Origin of the sequence: Oryzomonas sagensis (genome assembly GCF_008802355.1) — a bacterium.
In the GTDB taxonomy this organism is placed as follows: Bacteria; Desulfobacterota; Desulfuromonadia; order Geobacterales; family Pseudopelobacteraceae; genus Oryzomonas; species Oryzomonas sagensis.
The window spans coordinates 1,664,811-1,685,319 of the sequence record NZ_VZRA01000001.1; the positions used below are offsets into that span (position 1 = coordinate 1,664,811).

At 59.7% G+C, this 20,509-nt stretch carries 19 protein-coding genes and 1 pseudogene; 11 read left to right on the forward strand and 9 right to left on the reverse strand.

Annotated elements, in window-relative coordinates; genetic code table 11:
- Positions 1-23 precede the first annotated feature (23 nt).
- The 5 genes from F6V30_RS07720 (at position 24) to F6V30_RS07740 (ending at position 2,715) form a co-directional block, all read left to right on the forward strand.
- Positions 24-257 (forward strand): type II toxin-antitoxin system Phd/YefM family antitoxin, encoded by a 234-nt coding sequence (locus F6V30_RS07720; RefSeq protein WP_151156324.1) that lies wholly within the window; start codon positions 24-26, stop codon positions 255-257.
- Positions 254-649 (forward strand): type II toxin-antitoxin system VapC family toxin, encoded by a 396-nt coding sequence (locus tag F6V30_RS07725; protein WP_151156325.1) that lies wholly within the window; start codon positions 254-256, stop codon positions 647-649. Before F6V30_RS07720 ends, F6V30_RS07725 begins: the two co-directional genes overlap by 4 nt.
- A 36-nt stretch (positions 650-685) precedes the next feature.
- Positions 686-2,026: a hypothetical protein gene (locus F6V30_RS07730; RefSeq protein ID WP_151156326.1), complete on the forward strand. Its 1,341-nt coding sequence runs from the start codon at positions 686-688 to the stop codon at positions 2,024-2,026.
- A 135-nt stretch (positions 2,027-2,161) separates the two neighbouring features.
- A complete protein-coding gene (locus F6V30_RS07735) occupies positions 2,162-2,410 on the forward strand; it encodes a type II toxin-antitoxin system CcdA family antitoxin (protein ID WP_191965603.1) in 249 nt (82 codons plus the stop codon).
- Positions 2,410-2,715 (forward strand): CcdB family protein, encoded by a 306-nt coding sequence (locus tag F6V30_RS07740; protein WP_151156328.1) that lies wholly within the window; start codon positions 2,410-2,412, stop codon positions 2,713-2,715. Before F6V30_RS07735 ends, F6V30_RS07740 begins: the two co-directional genes overlap by 1 nt.
- An 87-nt stretch (positions 2,716-2,802) precedes the next feature.
- Here F6V30_RS07740 and F6V30_RS07745 read toward each other — a convergent pair whose 3' ends face one another.
- The 3 genes from F6V30_RS07745 to F6V30_RS07755 form a co-directional block, all read right to left on the reverse strand.
- The gene (locus F6V30_RS07745) at positions 2,803-5,478 is read right to left on the reverse strand and encodes an MMPL family transporter (RefSeq protein WP_151156329.1); all 2,676 of its coding nucleotides are present in this window, start codon (positions 5,476-5,478) and stop codon (positions 2,803-2,805) included.
- An 88-nt stretch (positions 5,479-5,566) separates the two neighbouring features.
- Positions 5,567-5,857 (reverse strand): DUF2917 domain-containing protein, encoded by a 291-nt coding sequence (locus tag F6V30_RS07750; RefSeq protein WP_151156330.1) that lies wholly within the window; start codon positions 5,855-5,857, stop codon positions 5,567-5,569.
- 26 nt (positions 5,858-5,883) lie between these two features.
- On the reverse strand, positions 5,884-6,897 hold the full coding sequence (locus tag F6V30_RS07755; protein ID WP_151156331.1) for a GlxA family transcriptional regulator: 1,014 nt from the start codon (positions 6,895-6,897) through the stop codon (positions 5,884-5,886).
- A 152-nt stretch (positions 6,898-7,049) separates the two neighbouring features.
- On the opposite strand from F6V30_RS07755, the gene F6V30_RS07760 reads away from it, so the two are divergent.
- A complete protein-coding gene (locus tag F6V30_RS07760) occupies positions 7,050-7,691 on the forward strand; it encodes a LysE/ArgO family amino acid transporter (protein WP_151156332.1) in 642 nt (213 codons plus the stop codon).
- 76 nt (positions 7,692-7,767) lie between these two features.
- Here F6V30_RS07760 and F6V30_RS17040 read toward each other — a convergent pair whose 3' ends face one another.
- The 6 genes from F6V30_RS17040 to F6V30_RS07785 form a co-directional block, all read right to left on the reverse strand.
- The gene (locus F6V30_RS17040) at positions 7,768-7,929 is read right to left on the reverse strand and encodes a hypothetical protein (RefSeq protein ID WP_191965604.1); all 162 of its coding nucleotides are present in this window, start codon (positions 7,927-7,929) and stop codon (positions 7,768-7,770) included.
- 165 nt (positions 7,930-8,094) lie between these two features.
- Entirely contained in the window at positions 8,095-8,862 is a 768-nt protein-coding gene (locus tag F6V30_RS07765; RefSeq protein WP_151156333.1) for a slipin family protein, read from the reverse strand.
- Between the two features lie 48 nt (positions 8,863-8,910).
- A complete protein-coding gene (locus F6V30_RS07770) occupies positions 8,911-10,185 on the reverse strand; it encodes an NfeD family protein (protein ID WP_151156334.1) in 1,275 nt (424 codons plus the stop codon).
- 137 nt (positions 10,186-10,322) lie between these two features.
- Entirely contained in the window at positions 10,323-10,742 is a 420-nt protein-coding gene (locus F6V30_RS07775; protein ID WP_151156335.1) for a hypothetical protein, read from the reverse strand.
- A 189-nt stretch (positions 10,743-10,931) separates the two neighbouring features.
- On the reverse strand, positions 10,932-12,326 hold the full coding sequence (locus F6V30_RS07780; RefSeq protein ID WP_151156336.1) for a sigma-54-dependent transcriptional regulator: 1,395 nt from the start codon (positions 12,324-12,326) through the stop codon (positions 10,932-10,934).
- Positions 12,327-12,556: 230 nt separating this feature from the next.
- The gene (locus tag F6V30_RS07785; protein WP_338042764.1) at positions 12,557-14,512 is read right to left on the reverse strand and encodes a cache domain-containing protein; all 1,956 of its coding nucleotides are present in this window, start codon (positions 14,510-14,512) and stop codon (positions 12,557-12,559) included.
- A 171-nt stretch (positions 14,513-14,683) separates the two neighbouring features.
- On the opposite strand from F6V30_RS07785, the gene F6V30_RS07790 reads away from it, so the two are divergent.
- The 5 genes and pseudogenes from F6V30_RS07790 to F6V30_RS07810 all read left to right on the forward strand — a co-directional run.
- On the forward strand, positions 14,684-16,297 hold the full coding sequence (locus F6V30_RS07790; protein ID WP_191965605.1) for a hybrid sensor histidine kinase/response regulator: 1,614 nt from the start codon (positions 14,684-14,686) through the stop codon (positions 16,295-16,297).
- Positions 16,294-17,703: a sigma-54-dependent transcriptional regulator gene (locus F6V30_RS07795; RefSeq protein WP_151156338.1), complete on the forward strand. Its 1,410-nt coding sequence runs from the start codon at positions 16,294-16,296 to the stop codon at positions 17,701-17,703. The genes F6V30_RS07790 and F6V30_RS07795 overlap by 4 nt, the downstream gene beginning before the upstream one ends.
- Positions 17,704-18,017: 314 nt before the next feature.
- Positions 18,018-19,658, forward strand: coding sequence for a methyl-accepting chemotaxis protein (locus tag F6V30_RS07800; RefSeq protein ID WP_151156339.1), 1,641 nt, complete (start codon positions 18,018-18,020; stop codon positions 19,656-19,658).
- A 16-nt stretch (positions 19,659-19,674) separates the two neighbouring features.
- The gene (locus F6V30_RS07805; RefSeq protein ID WP_151156340.1) at positions 19,675-20,013 is read left to right on the forward strand and encodes a hypothetical protein; all 339 of its coding nucleotides are present in this window, start codon (positions 19,675-19,677) and stop codon (positions 20,011-20,013) included.
- Between the two features lie 98 nt (positions 20,014-20,111).
- Positions 20,112-20,255, forward strand: a pseudogene (locus F6V30_RS07810) (chemotaxis protein CheW); the annotation flags it as partial.
- Positions 20,256-20,509 lie beyond the last annotated feature (254 nt).

A 20,509-nucleotide genomic window follows, 5' to 3' on the forward strand; every position in this document is an offset into this window, starting at 1 on the left:
TAATATCACGGTGGAGGTGAAGCATGTCGCAAGCCGTATCAAAATCCCAGTTCAAGCCCCATTCCCTGGAGTATTTCCGCAAGATCGAGCAGTCCGGCGAGGAGTTGGTGATAACCGACCATGGCCGCCCGGTTCTCAAGGTTGTCCCCTACGTCGCGGATGGGGAGGAGTGCTTCCGGGGCCTGCGCAATACCGTCCTGAAATATGATGCCCCCTTGGAGCCGGTAGGGGGGGACGAGTGGGAGGCGCTTAGGTGATCGTGCTCGATACCCACGCCTTACTCTGGTGGGTCAATGACCCCGCAACCCTGAGCGAGCCTGCAAAAACGGCGATCGATGCTGCTGTGGAATCACGGTCGGTGCACGTATCCTGCATCAGCTCCTGGGAGATCGCCCTGTTGGTGGAGCGCGGCCGGCTGCGTCTGGCCCTGGATGTCCGCGACTGGCTCTGCCGTTGCGAGGCGCTTCCCTTTCTCACCTTTGTGGCGGTGAACAACGCCATTGCCGTCGAATCCGTGCGGCTTCCTGACTTCCCCCATGCCGATCCGGCCGACCGGATCATTGCCGCCACGGCCTTGTCACTCGGAGCGGCGCTCGTGACAAAGGACGATAAGCTGCGTAATTATCCCCACGTGAAGACGATCTGGTAACAGTAATAGGCATCGTTCAAATAGAAGGAGTAATCAGTGGCAAACAGGGATGACTTTACTGATAAAACAAAAAGGGTGTTGGCTGAGCGAGCAGGACAACAATGCTCCAATCCCAATTGTGGTCACAGCACAGCTGGGCCTTCTGATGCGGATAGCAAGAAATCAACTCTTCTTGGAAAGGCAGCTCACATCACAGCAGCTGCGGAAGGTGGGCCAAGATATGACGCCAAATTAACGTCAGAGGAACGAAAGTCTCCCGAAAACGGAATTTGGTTATGTGCCGAATGTGCTGATAGAGTTGATAAAAAAGAAAACGAACATCAATTCCCGGTGGAGCTTCTAAAACACTGGAAACAGTTTAATGAGTCAGTTACAGGAACGGATTATGCTTCTTTACAGGACAGAGCCCACTATCCTGTGCGAAAGTTAAGAATTGTTGATTTTGGTGGCGTTATCGGTGACATCACAATTAATTTTGGAGCACTGACGCTTTTCTATGGAACAAGTAAGTTAAACCAATCGGTTTGTGACCTGCTGAGGACATTTTCAGAAAGGGAGAAGTTTGAGCAGACACGTCAACCACGAAGTGGTGTCCGCTCCTGGAATTATGGGATTATACCAATTGTAGAAAAAATTAGCCTGGGCGTGACTGTCTTAACAAGTGAGCCAAGGTATTTTGCTGAAGCTGGAAAGCTTCATATTACTTTGTCTGATGCCAAAGATTTTGTAGTCCGTACCACTACTGACGATGTTGCAATTTTCGTAGGAGATGCTCCACTGCCAGTATTCTCTCCCGTACTGAATATAGTGACAATTAGGAAAAACTTTGAATCCGTGGTCTTTTCTGGAGATTCAGAAGAAGAATTCGACGACATCAGAGGGCTATCTACGTTCTTTGGCGTATCTGTAAAGGAGATTAGAGATTGCATTCAAGGCGTAGCAAGTGACATATCGCTTTTCAACTACAATTACAAGCTCGAAAACGAATCAAACTTATTGATAAAGTTAAGCCATAATAGAGACTTTTTACCGATAAGGGTTCTTTCAAGTGGCGAGCTGAAACGATTTATTCTTGATATGGCTATAAGGGTTGCAACTTACTCTTCTAGAGTGCGACCTACTGTGATGACAATTAACCAAAGCTATATTAGCTCCCTTGATGCAAGGGGATGGGCAGATTTCCTAGAGTGGGTTGAAAAATCTCGACCACCTTTCCAAGTAGTTGCAGACTGCTGTTATCGTCCATCCGAGGGCGATCTTTCCCGAGCGCTCTGCTATGACGCTGTTGGTACTGATATGGCTGTGACATCTTTCGGTTTGAGAACGTGGGCTGAATTCCAAAAAGCCGAGTCAGAAGGTGCTAAGGGAGTAATCTGAAGATACTAACTTGTGGCAAGACCGGACCCAAAACCGGCCCGGTCAGCCTTTTAATGGGTGACTCCAGACCCTGTATTGGCATATATTGTTATGCGTACTATTATACTCATAACTCGATAGTATAGGAGGTGAATTGTGCAAATCAACTACGATATACATTCCCCTCGACGACATGTGAACCTGACCGCAAACAGCGATCTCATCAATCTCGTCCGAAAAGAAAAGGGCAATTTGTCGGCAATATTGGAACAATCGATGATAACATTTCTCACTGAACGCGAGCTTATGCGATGGAAAGAAGAAAATAGAGCTTCATTTGAATCGTATAACCGCATGATTGAAGAACGGGGCACACTTTCTGATGATCTTGGCCACATGCTCTGATGGCACAGTTTGATGTATATCTGAACCCTGGGACTCGAACGGGCAAACAGGCTCCCTATCTCGTAGAAGTTCAAGGGCGCTTTGTTGATTCACTGGCAACGTGTGTTGTGATCCCGCTTGTGCGCAAGGAATATTTTATCGGCGCATCGGTGCTGAATCCGGTCATCATGGTAAACAACGTTGAATATTTTTTGTCGCCCGCCGAATTGATGTATGTTCTCAGAAGCATACTCGGAAAGCCCGCGGCATCGGTCCAAGCATATCGGTTAGAGATTATCGCAGCCATTGACCGTTTGCTGCTCTGACCCCTCCCGTGATCCCGACACCAAAAGACCTCCGGGGCGTTCCGCCCCGGAGGTCTTTCTCTTCGCACTATTCCCAAAAGGTACGGTTTAGCCTTGCCGCTTCCCCCACAGGGAGAGGAGCGCCGGCAGGAAGGCCAAAAACACCGCCACGCTGGCCGCCATGCCCAGGGACATGACCGCGCCGATGCTGAAGACCCCCTGGTGGTGGGCCACCATCAGGGCGCCGAAGCTGAACAGGATCGTCAGGGCGTTGAGGAACACGCCGATCCCGGCGCTGCGCGTGGCCACCTGGGCCGGGGTCTCGTTCCCCTGGCGGTAGCGGTTGATGATGTAAATGGCCGAGTCGATCCCCACTCCCAGAATCAGCGGCAGCACGATGATGTTGGCCGAGTTGAAACTGACCCCCGCCAGCCGCATCCCCCCCACCATGAAGAGTAATCCCACCGCCAGCGGCAAGGCACCCATGGCGGCGAACCTCACGCTCTTGAAGTTGATCAGCAGGATCACGGCGATACCGAGGAAGGCATAGGCAAAGGCCCTGAGGTAGGCGTCCCGCATGATGGTCAGGGATTCGTAGACCATGATCGGTTCGCCGGTGGCATGGGGGACGATGCCCTTGACCTGGGTGACGAATTCCTGGAGCGGCTCGTGCTCGAAGACCTCCTTTTTCGGGGCGACCTGGAGCAGCAACTGGCCGCTCTTACCCACGAAGCGTTGCTTCAGTTCCGTCGGCACGTCTGCCTCGACGACCGGCGACGCCTCCAGGCTCTCCTTCATCATGGTCAGCTTGACCGGCAGTTCGGCGAACATGCCCCCCTGAAACTCCCGCAGCATCCCCAGGGCGTTCTTGTCCTTTTCCTTCTCCAGCTTTGCGAAGAAGCCGTCCAGGGTCGTCAGAAAGGCGCCGACCGGCTTGGCCTCGGGCGCTTTTTTGGCCTCCAGCGCGGTCTTCAGCTTGCCCACCCGGTCGCGGAACCCTTCGAAGACCCTGGGCAGTTCCATGACCCGCAGGTTCTCCTCGTAGGGCACCGGTTTCACCTCCGCCAAGACCTGACGGAGCGCCGCCAGTTCGGCCAGCTTGGCCTGCTGGTCGTCCGGCACCAGGGCGGGCAGGCTGACCACGTGGTCCACGCTGGGGAGCTTTTCCAGCCGCTCGGTCAACTGCTTGGCCTCGGCGCGGTCCTTGGCGGTCACCACGGCGAAATAGCCGGAGTTCTCCTTGCTGCGCATCAGCTTGTAGGCGTATTCCACCGATTGCAGCCCCTTGGCCTGGAGGTTCATCAGGTTGTAGTCGAAGTGCATGGTCAGGGTGGGGTAGAGGCAGACGAGGGCCAGAAGCAGGGTCGCGCCGACGACCGTCCGCGGGTTGGTGAAGAGGGCGCGGAAGAAAGGCTTTTCGGCAAGGCCTGCCGGAGCCTGATCTTTGGGGACCTCGGTGTTGGGCTTCCTGAATCGTTCCAGCAGGATCAGCATGGAGGGGAGTACGGTGAAGGTGGTGATGACGCAGATCACGACCCCGCCGGCGGCGATGATGCCCAGTTCGGCAATGCCCTTGAAATCGGTGAAGGCGAAGGTGGCGAATGCCAGGGCCACGGTGGCGGCGGCCATGATGATGGAACGGATGTTGGCCCTGAGGCCGGTTTCGATGGCCGCCGGCCCGGAGGCGCCGTTTTTAAGCTCCTCCTGGTAGCGCAGGACCACCTGGATGCCGTACTCGATCCCCAGGCCGATGAGCATGATGGCGAAGACCATGGAGAGGATGTTGAGGTGCCCCACGGCGGCGGTGGCGAAGCCGAAGGAGAGGCAGATGCCCACGATCAGCGAGACCATGGCGCTGATCACGTTCAAGAGGCCGCGGAAGGCGAACAGCAGCAGGATCACCGTGAGGGAGAGGGAAAGAATGGTGGCGATCTCGATGTCCCGTTGGCTGGTGGCCATCTCCTCGTACTCAAGCACCGGCACGCCGGTCAGGCCGGCCGTGACCCCCTTGAACTCGGGGCGCTTCACCAGCTCGGCCAGGGCGGCGCGGGCCGCCTTGATCGGTTTTTCCGAGGCCACGAAGCTCGTCTCGTCCTTGACCGGCCGCATGGTGATGACCTGCTGCTTGCCGGCGCTTTCCAGGGCCGACGGCGTGCCGTCGCCGCCTCCCTTGAGGAACGCGTCCATGGACATGCCGCTCCCCTTGCCGTCAAAGGCCTTGAACCCCTTGTCCAGGGTGGCCAGCATAAAGGTCAGGCTCTCCAGCGCAGCCGGGTCGCCGGAGGCGAGGTAGCCGTCGATCTGGCCGGTCAGGCTGGTGAAGAGCGTCTGAACCGAGGGGGAGGCGGCCAGGTCCTTCAGCACCGGCGCGGCCATGGTCAGGGTGTGGCGCAGCCGCCGGATATCCTCCAACGGCATGAACAGCAGGCCGTTCTTGCGGAAGAAGGGGAGGCCGCCGGGGTAGAAGACATCGCGGAACAGGCCGGTCTCCCGGTTCAGACGCTGATAGAGCGCATCGGCGGCGCGGGTCGATTTCTCGGCATCGTCCGATTCGATGACCGCCACGATCTCTTCCTGATCGCCGAATTCCCGGCGGTAGGCCTGGTAATCCATCTGAAAGGGGGCGTTCTTGGCCATCAGGTCGTCGCGGCCGGTCAGGAACTCCATGTTCTTTTTGGTGTAGATGACCGAACAGACGGAAAGCAGCAGGGCCAACGCCAGGATCAGGCGCGGGCGTTTGGCGACGAAGGCGAACAGACGGCTTGGTTTTGGTGTATCGGGCACACGGGGCTCCTTGGGCAAGTTTGCAACATTTCTGAATATACCGCCCAAGGGAAAAAGTCAATCAAAGGGGGAGTGTGGCGTGGATGGGTCAGTGCAGTTCCATGGCGGCCGGGGAGGGGAGGCCGAGACCGACCTGGATGGTCGTCCGGGCCGGTCCGCCGATGCGGGCGTATCCCAGGGTGAACGTCGTATCCTCCAGCGCCTCGATCACCACCGTGCCGGGAGCGCTGACGGTAAAGGTCTCTCCCGGCCCCAGAACATAATCGCGCGGGTCGTCGTAACGGGTCAGCCATACGCTTCCGCGGTCCATGCGCAGGGAACAACCCGCGGGGGCGGCGGTGACCGCGGCTGTTTCGCCCTTTTTCAGCAGATAGTCCATAGGTGGCTCCTGTTCAGGTACAATCGTTAAAAACGCTCACGATAGGCGCGGGGCGTGATCCCAAGGCACCGCTGGAAGGTGCGCCGCAACTGCTCGGCGCTGCTGAAGCCGCTCTCCAGCGCAACCGTCTCCATGGGATGATTCGTTTCCTCCAGGAGGTGCTTGACCCGTTCGATCCGTAGCCGGTCCAGATATTTCAACGGCGTCATGCCGGTCTCCCGGAGGAACACCCGGGCAAAATTGCGGGGGCTCATGGCAGCCCTGCCCGCCAGATCCTCAACCGTGATATTCCGATGGGCATTTTCCTCAAGCCAGGCCAGAAGCGGCGCCAGCGGCCCGCCCGTGACCATCTGGGAACGGAGGTGGCTGCTGAACTGGCTCTGCCCGCCCGGCCGCTTGAGGTAGAGGACGAGGCGGCGGGCGATTGCCAGGGCCAGCTTCCGGCCGTAATCCTCCTCCACCAGGGCGAGGGCCAGGTCGATCCCGGCCGTAATGCCCGCGGAGGTGGCTATGGAGCCGTCCCTGACATAGATCGCATCGGGTTCCACGGTTACCTCCGGGTACTCCCGGGCCATGCGGTCCACATCCATCCAGTGGGTCGTGACCCGCCGGCCGTTCAGGAGACCCGCTTCCGCGAGGAGGAAAGCGCCGGTGCAGACCGAGACCAGACGCCGGGCCCGTCCTCCCGTCTCTTGCAGCCAGTGGATCAACTCCCGGTTTGCCATGGCGCGGCCGAGGGGCTCGTCCGGGCTCCCCACCACGAGCAGGGTGTCGATAGGGGCGGCAATGTCGCGCCATGCCGCGTCGGCCACCAGTTGCACCCCCGCGGAGGTCGTAACTGCCCCCCGCTTCTCTGCCGCAATGATGGCCCGGTAACCGGCGGGCGCCGCCTGCTCCCGCAACGTCCTGTTCACCACCCCGAATACCGCGGTCGGGCCGGTTGCATCCAGGAGTTCGCACCCCTCATGCGTGACCACGACGACGGTGCGCGGTTCGACGGTCCCGCTCCTGCCATTCGCTTCTTGGTTGTGTCGATTCATGGCGTGCATCTTTTCACAAATAGCCCGAAGGCACAATGACAACAAACAGGCGTTTTCTGCCATGTGCCCCGGCTGCCGTGATCGCGGCACGGGACAACGGGATTGATAAATGGTGCCGAAGCCGGTATTCTTGACGACGGAGTGGAGACCTCATGAGCAATTCCCTGTCCTATGAACCCCTTGTCCACGGTTTCAGCCTCGGCGCCAGCCTGATCATCGCCATCGGCAGCCAGAACGCCTTTGTCCTGCGCCAGGGGCTGCGCCGCGAGTACGTCTTTACCGTAAGCACCATCTGCTTTCTGTGCGATATGGTTCTGATCGCGCTGGGGGCCGGCGGTTTCGGCACGGTCGTCGCCTCGTCGCCGCGACTGCTCGTGTGTGCCCTGTGGGGAGGGGCCGCTTTCCTCTTGTGCTACGGTATCCGTTCCTTTCGGTCGGCAGTCAGGCCGGAGGCGTTGGCGGTCGATGGAGAAAGCGCGGCGGCTGGGGAAGGCCTTGCGGCGGTAGTGACGACCACGCTGGCCCTCAGCCTTCTGAATCCGCACGTCTACCTGGACACGGTCCTGCTGCTGGGAAGCCTGGCGGCGCAATTCAGCGGGCATGCCCGGGGGCTCTTTGCCGTGGGGGCCATGGCGGCATCGCTTGTCTGGTTTTACGGCATCGGCTACGGCGCCAGGATCTTTGCACCGCTGTTTCGCAAGCCGGTTGCCTGGCGGGTTCTCGATATCCTGGTGGGGTGCACCATGTGGGGGATCGGCGTCAGCCTGATCTGGAAAAGGATGTTTCCGGGGTAACGGTGCGGCGGCAATTCCACCCCTACGAAAAAGCCCGGCATATGCCGGGCTTTTTCGTATTACCTGTGGTGCGCCATCATACCTTGCGTCCCTTGCGGCCGGCCTGAATCTTGCCGTGCGGGGTGATGACGTGGACATTGTGGTTGCCTGCACGGCGGAGCATCATTTCGTGTTTGCCGGGCATGGCCGCCTTCATCGTTTTCCGAGGCTTCGCGAACGGACCTTTGGTGTCTCTCATGGCCGCCACCTCCTTTGCATTCTTTTCCACCTACAGTATAACACGATTCAGGGACGTGGCAGGGAATCTCTTCCTGCGAGTTCGCCGGCCATCGGGAGCGCAAGCTGTTCGTCGCCTTTTCCGGCTGGAACGGCATGCTCCCGCACGGGCCGCCATCGGTGCGTATCACACCTTGTCCCGACGCTCCAGAAACATCTTGATCAGGTCGATGGGAACCGGGAAGATGGTGGTGGAGTTCTTTTCCGCGGCGATCTCCGTCAGGGTCTGGAGGTAACGCAGTTGCAGGGCGGTCGGCTCGGCGGCCAGGATCGTCGCCGCTTGGGCCAGTTTCTCCGATGCCTGCAATTCGCCCTCGGCGTGGATGATCTTGGCACGGCGCTCCCGCTCCGCCTCGGCCTGCTTGGCGATGGCCCGCTGCATCTCCTGGGGCAGGTCGATGTTCTTTACCTCCACGTTGGCCACCTTGACCCCCCACGGCCCGGTATGGCGGTCGAGAATCTCCTGCAACTCCTTGTTGATCTTCTCCCGGTTGGCCAGGAGTTCATCCAGATCCACCTGTCCCAGCACGCTCCGCAGGGTGGTCTGGGACAACTGGCTGGTGGCGTACAGGTAGTTTTCCACATCCACGACCGCCCGCTGGGGTTCCATGACCCGGAAGTAGATGACCGCCGATACCTTGACCGTGACGTTGTCGTGGGTGATCACGTCCTGAGGGGGGACATCCATGACCACGGTGCGCAGCGTCACCCGCACCAGACGGTCGATGCCCGGGATGATGAAGAAAAGGCCCGGTCCCCGCACCCCGGCCAGCCGGCCCAGGCGGAACAGCACGCCCCGCTCGTACTCGGGGAGGATGCGCACCGCGCTGGCAACGAACATGATGAAGAGGACCGCAACAAAAAGAACCGGGATGTAGTTGAACAGGTTGAACATGACAAGCCTCCGTTTTCATGTGAAGCGCCCCGCCGGGGCACCTCGCCCCTACAGCGTTTTCCTTACTTTGAGCCGCATGCCTTCCACCTTCTCCACCGCAACCTTTGACCCGGCGGCAATCGGCTGGTCGCTCCAGGCGTCCCAATACTCGCCGTTGACAAAGACCTTCCCCTCGGGGGCGATGGCGCTCTCGGCCCGCCCCTCCCGTTCCAGCAGCCCTTCCGCGCCGGTGGCTGGTTTCTGGCGATGGACGCGCAACGCCTTGGCGACGGCTACCGAGAAAAAACCGGCCGTGGCCAGCACCGTCACCAGGATCACGCTCCAGGAAACCCGCAGGTAGGGTTCCGGGGATTCGAACAGGAGCAGCGACCCGAACACCATGGCGATCATCCCGCCCACCGTCAGCATGCCGTGGGAGACGACCTTGATCTCGGCGATAAAGAGCACCAACGCCAGCAGGATGAGCAGTGCTCCTGCGTAGTTGACCGGCAGCGTCTGGAAGGCGAAGAAGGCCAGGATCAGGGAGATCCCCCCGATCACCCCGGGCAGGATCACGCCTGGATTGGACAATTCGAAGAACAGCCCCAGCATGCCGAGCATCATCAGGACATAGGCCACGTTGGGGTTACTGATGGCGTTCAGGATCTGCTCTCCCGGCCGCATCTCGGCCGAAACCGTCTCGGCCCCGGCCAAGCGCAGGGGCGCCTCCCGGCCGTCCCGCATAATGCTACGCCCCTCCATGCGGTGCAGCAAGTCGGCCCGGTCCCGGGCAATCAGGTCGATAACCTTGCTGGCCAGCGCCCGGTCGGCGCTCAGGGAGATGCTCTCCCGCACCATCCTGCGCGCCAGGGTCTCGTCGCGGCCCCGTTTGCGGGCGATCCCTTCCGCATAGGCCTCGGCATCGTTGAGCACCTTCTCCTCCATGGTCTTGTCGGGCTTCTCGCCCAAGGAAACCGGGTGGGCCGCGCCGATGTTGGTGCCGGGAGACATGGCGCACACATCCGCCGCCAGGCAGATGATGGCTCCGGCCGATGCGGCGCGGGCGCCCGGGGGGGCCACATAGACCGCCAGCGGCACCGGACTGGTGAAGATGTCCTTGACGATCTCCCGCATGGCGGTATCCAGGCCGCCGGGGGTGTCAAGTTCCACCAGCACCAGGCTGTCTCCGCTCCGGGCCGCCTCATTCAGGGTGCGATGGAGAAACTGGGCCGTCACCGGGGTGATCGGATCGCGGATGGTTACGACCCTGACCCTGGCCCGTTCGGCGGCCGACGCGGTTACGCACACAAGCAGGCATAGAAGGATACAGAGGCTGAAGCGCATGGGTTCCCCCTCTCTTACCGTAAGTATACCCCATTATGGCGATGGTGTAAGGTCGGTGGGGGCATAACCGCGCAGATGGGCGGACGCGGCACGGTGCCGGCCATAAAACGGGGGGGGATTTCAGGGGAGGCGGGCGTTCACAGGTGGAGTTCCGGCTTGAGATGGGCGGGGGTAAAACTGGCGGCAATCTGCCATCCCTTGCCTCTGTTCAGGACCGGCGCGAGTTTGCAGGCGATGTAGCCGATCAGTTGGGCTTCCTTCGGCAGTTCCGTGGCGATCCTGACGATGCGGAAAGCCACCAGGTCCCCGACCTCCGGGTAGCCCGGAGCATCGGCCATCGTGCAGCCCCATATTTCCCGGGTCCCATCGGGCTCGGCCAGACGAAGGCGGAAATACCGTTCTCCCTCGCCGCCGCGCCGCCCCACGTCCACTACCAGCGCCGGAATCAACGCATTCAGCAGCAGGCGGTACCCCATGGTGCAGGCATGGGCAAAGGCGGCCTCGTTATCCCGGAAGCTCACCACTGGCTCTTGCTTTCTGCGAAACCAATCGAACATGGAATCACCTTACCCCTGAATCCGTGGCGCCTGAACGGCTCCTCTCGCTTACCATGCCTCAGTCCTGGCATTGCCCGCGTCTCCACCACCATAGCGGAGGACGCACGGCAAAGCGGGCATGATACTGCATGGGCGGCGTTGGACTCCGGCATGACGCTCGCTCTGCCGTTCAGGCGTCACGGATTCAGGTTACAGATAGTCGTCCTTCTTGAGTCCGTACTTCTTGATCTTGCGGTAGATGGTGACCATGTTCATGCCCGCCTCGCGGGCCGCGGCGTCGATGTTGCCCCCATGTTTCTTCAGGAGGCCCGTGAGCAGGTCGGCCTCGAAACGTTCCAGGGCGGCGTTGAAGGGGAGCTCCCCCACCGTGGTTGCCGCCGCCGGGGGGATGCCGACCGGTTCGTGGCCGATCTCCACAAACTGGTCCAGGGTCTCGCGGGAGATAGACTCCTCGCCGACCATGGCCATACAGGCCTCGATCACGTTTTTCAACTGGCGGATGTTGCCGGGCCAGGCACAGGCGCACAGCGCCTGCATGGCCTCCTTGTCGAAACCTTTGACCAGCGTGTCGAACTTCTGATTTTGCAGGGTGATGAAGTGGGCCGCAAGGAGAGGGATGTCGTCGGTCCGCTCCCGTAGCGGCGGCAGATGGATATTGACCACGTTCAGCCGGTAGTAGAGGTCTTCCCGGAAGGCCCCGCTTTTGACCGCTTCTTTCAGGTCGGAATTGGTGGCCGACAGCACCCGCACATCCACCCGGGTGGGGGTGGTCTCCCCCAGGCGGTTGAATTCCTTTTCCTGCAAAAAGCGCAGCAGTGTCTTCTGCACGTTCATGGGCAGGTTGCCGACCTCGTCCAGGAAGAGGGTGCCGCCGTCGGCCGCCTCCAGGAGGCCGTGCCGGTTCTCCTTGGCGCCGGTGAAGGCCCCCTTCTTGTAGCCGAACAGCTCGCTCTCCAAGAGGGTTTCGGGCAGGGCACCGCAGTTGATGGCGATGAACTTGCGCTCGCGCCGAGGCGAGTTGTAATGGATGGCCTGGGCGATCAACTCCTTGCCGGTGCCGGATTCTCCGGTAATCAACACCGAGGTGTCGCGCACCGCCACCTTCTCGACCCGTTCCAGCACGCTTTTCAAGCCGCCCGAAGCGCCGATGATATTGTCGAAACAGAACTTGCCCTCCAGTTCGGCGCGCAGTTCCCGGTTTTCTTCCAGGAGCCGCGACTGTTGCAGGGCGTTCTTGACCCGGTAGATCAGCTCTTCCGGCTCGAACGGTTTGGTCAGCATGTCGTAGGCACCTTTGCGCAGGGCCTGGATCGACATGTCCACCGTGGCGTAGGCGGTGATCATGATCACCGGGATGTCCTTTTCCCTCTCCTTGGCCTTCTGGAGTACCTCAAGCCCGCTCATGCCGGGCATCTTGATGTCGGTGATGAGCAGGTCCCAGGCCCCGGGACGAAACTCTTCAAGCGCCTTGAGCGGCGACGTGTAGGCGCGGGCCAGGTAGCCGTTGTCCAGGAGCACCTGTTCCATCATGCGGCACAGGCCTTCTTCGTTGTCGATCAGGAGGATGCGTTTCTTGTCGGCCATCTTTACGTCGTTCCTTTGTTATGCCAGATACGAGAATCTGCCACGGAGACACAGAGACACAGAGAAAAAGCAAAAAACAAGGGTAAGCTGGATAGCCATGTAACGATTCAGCCAACAGTATGGGTTTAGGCTTTTTATCCCTTTCATCCTGTTCATCCCTGTAAAATGGGTTCTGTCTTTGACGCTCTCTGTGTCTCTGAGTCTCTGTGGCAGATTATTTGTTTAGAAATTTACAACTCGTCCCGCTCGATGGGCAGCGTTACGGTGACCGTGGTGCCCGTGTCCGGATCGCTTGCGATGCTGATCTCGCCGTGGTGCTGCTCGATGATCTGGCGGGTGATGGCCAGCCCCAGGCCGGTGCCGCGCTCCTTGGTGGTGTAGAACGGCTCGAAGATCTTCTCCAGATTTTCGGCCGGGATGCCGCAACCGCTGTCGCTGAATACCATGCGGACATGATCGGGGTCAACCGCTTCGGAGCGGATGGTGAGGGTGCCGCCGTCCGGCATGGCGCCGCCTGCGTTCAGGATCAGGTTGATGGCCACCTGGCGCATCTGGTCGCCGTCCAGATGGACCTTGGGCAGATCGGGGGCAAACTCGGTCCGAATCACCACACCGCGCATGTCGGTGTGGTTGGCGGCGAAATCCGCAATCTGCGCCAGGAGGTCGTTCAGGTCAACCGGCTCCAGGCTCGGCCGGGGGGTCCGGGCATAGGAGAGCAGGTCCTGGACGATCTTCTTGCAGCGCTTGCTTTCACGCTTGATCTCGTGGATGTATTTGTAGTTCGGGTCGTCCTCGGCCATCTTGCCTTCCAGGTAACCGGCATAGCCAAGGATCACGCCCAGGGGGTTGTTGATCTCGTGGGCCACTCCCGATGACAGGATGCCCAGGGAGGCCATCTTGCCGTGTTGGGCAAGGCTTGCCTCCATCTCCTTGTTGCGACGGATTATGTCGGTCATGCGGTTGAACACCCCGGCCAGTTCGGCCAGTTCGTCCTCCCCTTCAACCACCATCTTTTCCTCAAGGTTACCCCGTTTGACGCGCCGTATGACATCGATCATATGGGTGATGGGGCTGGTGATGATGGTCGAGGCCCGAAAGACCAGGACCACGGCGAATAGCCCCACCAGCAGGCTGAGGAGCACCATGCTGATCAGGATGCGGTCCTTGATCTTGTTGGCCTCGTGGTAAAACTCATCCTCATAGGAACCGACCGCCACGATCCAGTCCCAAGGCTTGAAATACTCGTAACGCACGATCTTCATGCGCGGTTCGCTGTTGCTGACATTCTGCCAGGGATAACGGATCCAGCCGCTCTTCTTCCCGCACATCTCGCGGATAAAGGGGAAGCCGCTGGAGTCGCGGGCATCGAGAAAATTCCTGCCCTCCGAGTCGGGATGGATGGTGAAATTGCCTGTGCTGTCCATGCAGAAGATGTAGCCGGTGGAACCCACCTTCTTTGCCTTGATCTTTTCCTTCAGTTCGGCAAAGGACTTGCGCTCGAAGGCCGCTTCGTCGTAGGTCTCTTCCAGATAGCCGCCGGTGGCGATGATCCAGTCCCATTCCCGGAAGTAACGGTAGGCGACGATCTTCTTGCGGGGATATTTGTCGCCCAGGACGGCGTTGCGCCAGGGGTAGATGATGAACAGCACCTCACCCGGCTTGGAGCGCCGGGCGGTTTCGCACATCTCGCGGATGAAGTAGCGTCCGTTTTCATCCTGTTCGTTGTAGACGTTCTCCCCTTCGCGGGCGATGTGCACCTTCAGGTCGCCGCGGCTGGTCATGGCATAGATGTAGCCGGTCTCCCCCACGTTGACCTTTTTCAGCGCGTCGCGCGCCTCCCGCTTGGCGGTGGTCAGGTCGAACCGCCCCTGTTTGTACTGCTTGTGTTCGGATTCGACCAGGTTATAGGAGAGGTTGGTGAGGGTTGCCAGTTCGCTGTTGAAGTTCTTGATCTTGTCCTGTTTGTAGACCTGGAACTGCTGGTAATGGGAATTGAGCAGGTCGATGGTAAAGGCGGTGATGTGCTGCAGGTCGTCCTTGCTGGTCTGGGTGACCCCCAGGTACGCCTGATGGTTGGCAATAGAGCCGATGACCCCGGCAACGATAAAGATCGGGCCGATCACCAGCGGCAGTACCAGCGCCAATAACTTCCAGCGCAGCTTGAATTTGCTGAGGAATTCCATCATCACGCCTTTAAAGGTGTATACGGCATCCGCTTCCATGATATAATCGAAACCCGCCGGTAAATCAAGCGATGATGCTTGAGATATCATTTGTTTATGATATAGTCCCGCGTGAAAAATTACTATCGTCCAATTAAACCGACCTGTTCGTAGAGAAATATGCCTGAACCCATAATGACAATACTCGTCATTGATGACGAACCGATGGTCCGCGAGTCGCTTGCCAGCTGTCTCGAAGACCAGGGCTATGCCGTGCTCCTGGCTCCCGACGGCCGCGAGGGGGTCGAAATCTGTTGCCGGCAGCGGCCATCCTTGGTCTTTACCGATCTCCGCATGCCGGTCATGGATGGTTTCGAGGTGGTGGAGCGGCTGACGCGGGAATTCCCCGAGATTCCGACCATCGCAATGTCCGGCGTGGGAAACGTCGATGAAGCCATCCGAGCCATACACCTTGGCGCCTGGGCATATATCACCAAGCCGGTCACGAACCTGGATGAAATCACGATCACCATCGCGCGCGTGCTTGAACGTGCCCGCCTGGTACGGGAAAACCTGGAATACCGCCACCGCCTCGAACAACTCGTGGAGGAACGGACCCGGCAACTCAAGGAAAGCGAGCAGCGTTTTTATCAATTCTTTTTTCAACATGATGACGCCATCATCCTGTGTCGGCTCCCGGAGCTGGTCATCCTCGATGCGAACCCTGCCTCGTCCAAGCTGTTCGGATACCCCTCCCAGGAGATACTTGACCGAAAGTTCCCGCTCTTCTTCGCAACGGCGGAACAGGGGGATGTCATAGCGGGCCTGACGCATCTGACCGGAGAATCGTTTTTTCTGAGGGAGCACCTCCCGGCAAAAGACTGCGCAGGTGCGGAATTGATCGTATCCCTGAAAGCGTGGTCCATAACCCTCGGCAATGAGACCGTGCTCTACTGCTCGTTGCGTAATGCAACCGAAAAAATCATGCTCGAAAAGCGGTTGCAGGACTCCCAGACGCGCCTGATCCAGGCGCACAAACTGGCATCCATCGGCATGCTGGCCTCGGGGATCGCCCACGAGATAAATAACCCCAACAACCTGATCGCTTTCAATACCGACCTGTTGGCCGAGGTCTGGCGAGACTCCCTGCCGGTCCTTGCCGATTACTCCCGAGTCCATCCCGGTTTTACCCTGGGGGGACTTCCTTTCGGGGAGGTCCCCGCCACAGCCGACCGTCTCTTCAAAGGCCTTGCCGACGGTTCCCGCCGCATCGACGCCATTGTGGGGCAGCTTAAACAATACTCCCGTCCCTGTGCGGCGGGGGGCGCAGGAGGGTGCGACATCAACCGGGCGGTCACCAGTGCCGTTACGCTGCTGGATCATCAAATAAAGCGCCTGACCGACCGGTTCGAGCTCGAGCTGGCTCCCAATCTCCCCCCGGTGCGCGGATTTTCGCAACAGATCGAACAGGTTCTGATCAATCTGATCAGCAATGCCCTGCAGGCCCTGTCGGGACGCGAACGGGGGATCGTGGTCAGTACGGCCGGGGATGGGGATCGCGGCGGGGGGATGATAACCATTGCCGACGAGGGGGTGGGGATGACCCGCGAAACCCTCGCGCGCCTCACGGAACCGTTTTTTTCCACCAGACACGAGTTCGGCGGAACCGGGCTGGGACTCTCCATAAGCGACTCGATCCTGAGGGAGCTCGGTGGTACCCTGCGTTTCGAGAGTGAAGAGGGAAAGGGCACCCGCGCCATCATCCATTTACCGCCCTGCGTCGTGCAGGGGCAGGGGGCAATCCCATGAAAACTCCCGCCGAGGAACCTGCCATACTCCTGGTCGACGACGAAGAGGAGCTTCTGTTCAGCACCCGCCTGATCCTGCGCCGGGAAGGTTTTGCCAATGTCCTGACCCAGTCGGACAGCCGCCTGGTGGCGGCCATGCTCGACGCGCAACCGGTCGCCGTGTTGGTATTGGATATGACCATGCCCCATCTTTCCGGCCTTGATCTGCTCCGGCGGGTGAAGGAAACCCATCCGGGATTGCCGGTCGTGATGATGACGGCCGTCAATGACGTGGATACCGCGGTGACCTGCATGCAGGCCGGGGCGGACAACTACCTGGTCAAGCCGGTGGATCGCACCAGGCTGATCGCCACGGTCGGGACCTGCTACGACCTTGGCCGTACCCGCACGGAGCTGGATCGCCTGCGCCGCCAGCTGTCCGAAGGACAGCTGGAGAATGAGGCGGTTTTCCGCGACATCATCACGGCGTCGCCCCGCATGCGCAGCATTTTTTTCTATCTCGAGTCGGTGGCCCCTTCGCGCCAGCCGGTGCTGATTACCGGCGAAACCGGCACCGGCAAGGAGTTGGTCGCCCGCGCCATCCATGCCCTGAGCGGGGGAGGAGGGCCGTTTGTCGCTGTCAACCTGGCCGGCCTGGACGACACCATGTTCAGCGATACGCTTTTCGGCCACCAGCGGGGGGCCTTTACCGGCGCGGACCGGGCGCGGGAGGGGCTGGTCTGCCGGGCTGAGGCGGGAACGCTCTTTCTGGACGAGATCGGCGACCTGTCCCCCTCGTCCCAGGTCAAACTGCTGCGCTTGGTGCAAGAAGGGGAGTACCTGCCTTTGGGGGCCGATACGCCCCGCACCTGCGCGGCCCGGATTGTCGTTGCCACCCATGTTGATCTGAAGGCCGGCATGGAATCGGGCCGTTTTCGCTCCGACCTCTATTACCGCCTCTGCGCCCATCATGTGGCGCTTCCCCCCCTGCGGGAGCGGCCGGAGGATATCCCGCTCCTGCTGGAACATTTCCTCGATAATGCCGCCCGGATGCTCAACAAGGCTCGTCCGTCCGCCCCCCAGGAGTTGAGCCGCTATTTGGCCGCATATCGTTTCCCGGGCAATATCCGCGAACTTGAGGCCCTGGTACGGGATGCCGTGGCCCGGCACCCGGGCGGTATCCTCTCCCTGGAACCCTTTCTGGCCGCCATAAGCGGCGATCTTGCCCTTCCGCGGGATGAAGCGTCAAACGGGGAGCGCTGCCATACCTGTCTTTTAAAGGACCGTTTTCCCACGTTGAAGGGCGCCGAAGAATACCTGATAGCCGAAGCGTTGCGGCTGGCCGGCGGTAATCAGCGCCTGGCCGCCTCCTATCTCGGAATTACCCGCCAGGCCCTCAACAAACGCCTCTCCCGATCACCTGCGTAGCCCTTTCCCACGCCGCCCGAGCACCCGTTGTTACCCCGGCGACAATTATTGCAGCAGCAATTTTTGTCGTTCCCCGCAAACTCCCCTGTCTGCTGCGATCAACTCCGCTCTGCGGGCCGCCCTGTCAACTTGCGACGCAGGGGACGGCACGGCGGAGCCTTTATAATGCGTTGTAATGTTTAGCTAAATCTGGTTCACCTCCTTGGCATGTGTCATGCTTTTACCGGTGGAAGGGCAATGAATGGAAGCCGCAGAACATGTTCATTTTCGATGTTTGGTTGCCTATCAACGAATGTGCGGGGGGAACTGCCACAATGAAAAGCTACAAACACTGGGGAATCTTTTCCAAGATCATGAGCCTGTCGTTGCTGACCTGGGTGATGCTGGCTCTGGCGGCGACGTTTGCGCTGGTGCCGTATATCCGGGGACTGGTCATGGATGAGAAAAAGGATATGGTCCGCTTTCTGGTTGAGGAGGCGTCGACCGTCCTTGCCACCTATCAAAAGCAGGCCGAGGCGGGAATACTGACCCAGGAAGACGCCCGGAAACGGGCAGCCGCGGACATCAGGCAATTGCGCTACGACGGCAAGGAATACTTTTTCATCAGTGACCTCAACAATCGGCTGATAGCTCATCCGCTGCGCCCGGAAAACGAAGGCAAGGACATGAGTTCCTTCAAGGACGCCGACGGTAAGTTTATGTACCAGGACTTCACCAAAGCGGCGTTGAGCGACAAAGGTGGCGGGTTTGTCAGTTATCGCCAGATCAAGCCAACGGCGAGCAAGCCGCTGCCGAAGCTCAGCTACACCAAGCTTTTTACCCCGTGGGGCTGGGTGGTGGGAACCGGCATCTACATCGATGGTGTGGACGAGGATATGCGGCATGTGCAGTTCGGCATCTGGACGGGCCTTCTGGTGATCCTGGGGCTCAGCGTCCTTGTGGCCGCTTTGGTTTCCCGCTCCATCACCCGGCCGGTCAAGGAGGTGGTGGAAACCATCAAGGACATCGCCCAGGGCGAGGGGGACCTGACCAAGCGCCTGCCGATCAGCGGTAACAACGAGATCGGCGAACTGAGTGAGTGGTTCAACACCTTTGTGAACAAGCTGCACGGGATCATCTCCCAGGTATCGGGCAGCGCCCTTCAACTCTCCTCGTCCGCCAACGAGCTGCAATCGACTTCAAAGGCGATGTCGCAAAGCGTGGGGAATCTTTCGTCCCAATCCACCTCGCTGGCCACGGCCGGGGAAGAGATGTCGGCCACTTCCTCGGATATTGCCGGCAACTGCCATCATGCAGCCGCCAATGCCGGCGGCGCTTCGGGCAAGGCTGCCGAGGGCGCCGAGGTTGTGAACCAGTCCATTGAGGTCATGCAGGCCATTGCCGAGCGTGTCAAGAACGCCGCCGATACGGTCGAGACGCTGGGCAACCGCTCCGACCAGATCGGCACGATCGTGGGCACCATCGAAGATATTGCCGACCAGACCAACCTGCTGGCCCTGAATGCCGCCATCGAGGCGGCCCGCGCGGGGGAGCAGGGCCGCGGTTTCGCCGTTGTGGCCGACGAGGTGCGCGCCCTTGCGGAGCGTACGACCCGCGCCACCAAGGAAATCGGCGAGATGATCAAGGCGATCCAGAAGGAAACCCGGGAGGCGGTCCATACGATGGAGCAGAGTGTTGCCCAGGTTGAGCAGGGGAGCACCCATGCAGCCGACTCCGGCAGATCGTTGCAGGAGATCCTGGTAATCATCACTGATGTGACCGAACAAATCAGCCAGATCGCCACGGCTGCCGAAGAACAGACGGCCACGACCCGGGAGATCAGCCACAACGTACTGAGCCTGAATGAACTGGCGCACCATAACAGCGCCGCGATCCAGGAAACCGCTGCAACTGCCAACAATGTTTCGCAGCAGGCCGAGGAGTTGCAACGGCTCGTAAACCAGTTCAAGCTGTAGCACCGGTCCATCCATAATGCGAGCCCATCTGAACGAAGGTAAGGTTTGTCAAGTATCGCTGGAAGGCGAATGGACCGTTAATTCGGTTGCCGACCGGATCCCCTGGATCGCCCGGCAATCCCATCTGATTTCGGAGCAGGCCTTGCGCTTCAGCGAATTCTGTCCCGGTGTCAGGATAACCACCGAGATCGACCTGCGGGGCATCACGGCCCTGGACGAAAGTGGTCGCCGGATGTTGGCGATATGGCTGGGGCACCTTGACCATCGGGGGTTTAACCCGGTGATCAGGCCCGCGAATAGGGGCTTCTTCCGGGATGTGGAGTGGAAATCCACGCCGTCTGCCGCCGACGATTGAATTTGGGCAGGTAGATGAGCCTACGAAGGAGGCCGGCAGACGAGTAAGCAGCCCTTGTCAAGGCAGCGGGAAGTGCAGACGGCGGTCGTGGTGGTGAAATGACCCAACCGGTGAGTTTTCTGCTCAGTAACGAAGAGTATGGCGTTGAGGTCTTGAAGGTCCGCGGGGTCATCCGCATGCCCGACATCACCAGGATACCCACTACGCCGGACTACGTGGATGGCATCATCAACCTGCCCGGTACGGGCTCCATCCCACCGTAGCACGGGGGCTCTGTAAAATATTTCGACAAGGGTGCCCTGATTACTTTACAAAGATGACCGTCGGGGTGAACGCCGCCCGGGGCGGGTCATGGTGTGTTTGGCCCATTTCCAACTTGATGCCGGATGGGAAATCTGCTAAAGGTGCATCCATAATAAGCTTTGTCCCTGACTTTATCCAAGAGAAACGGAGCCCTCGAATTCATGGCGGTAACATGCCATGTAGTCGAGGCTTT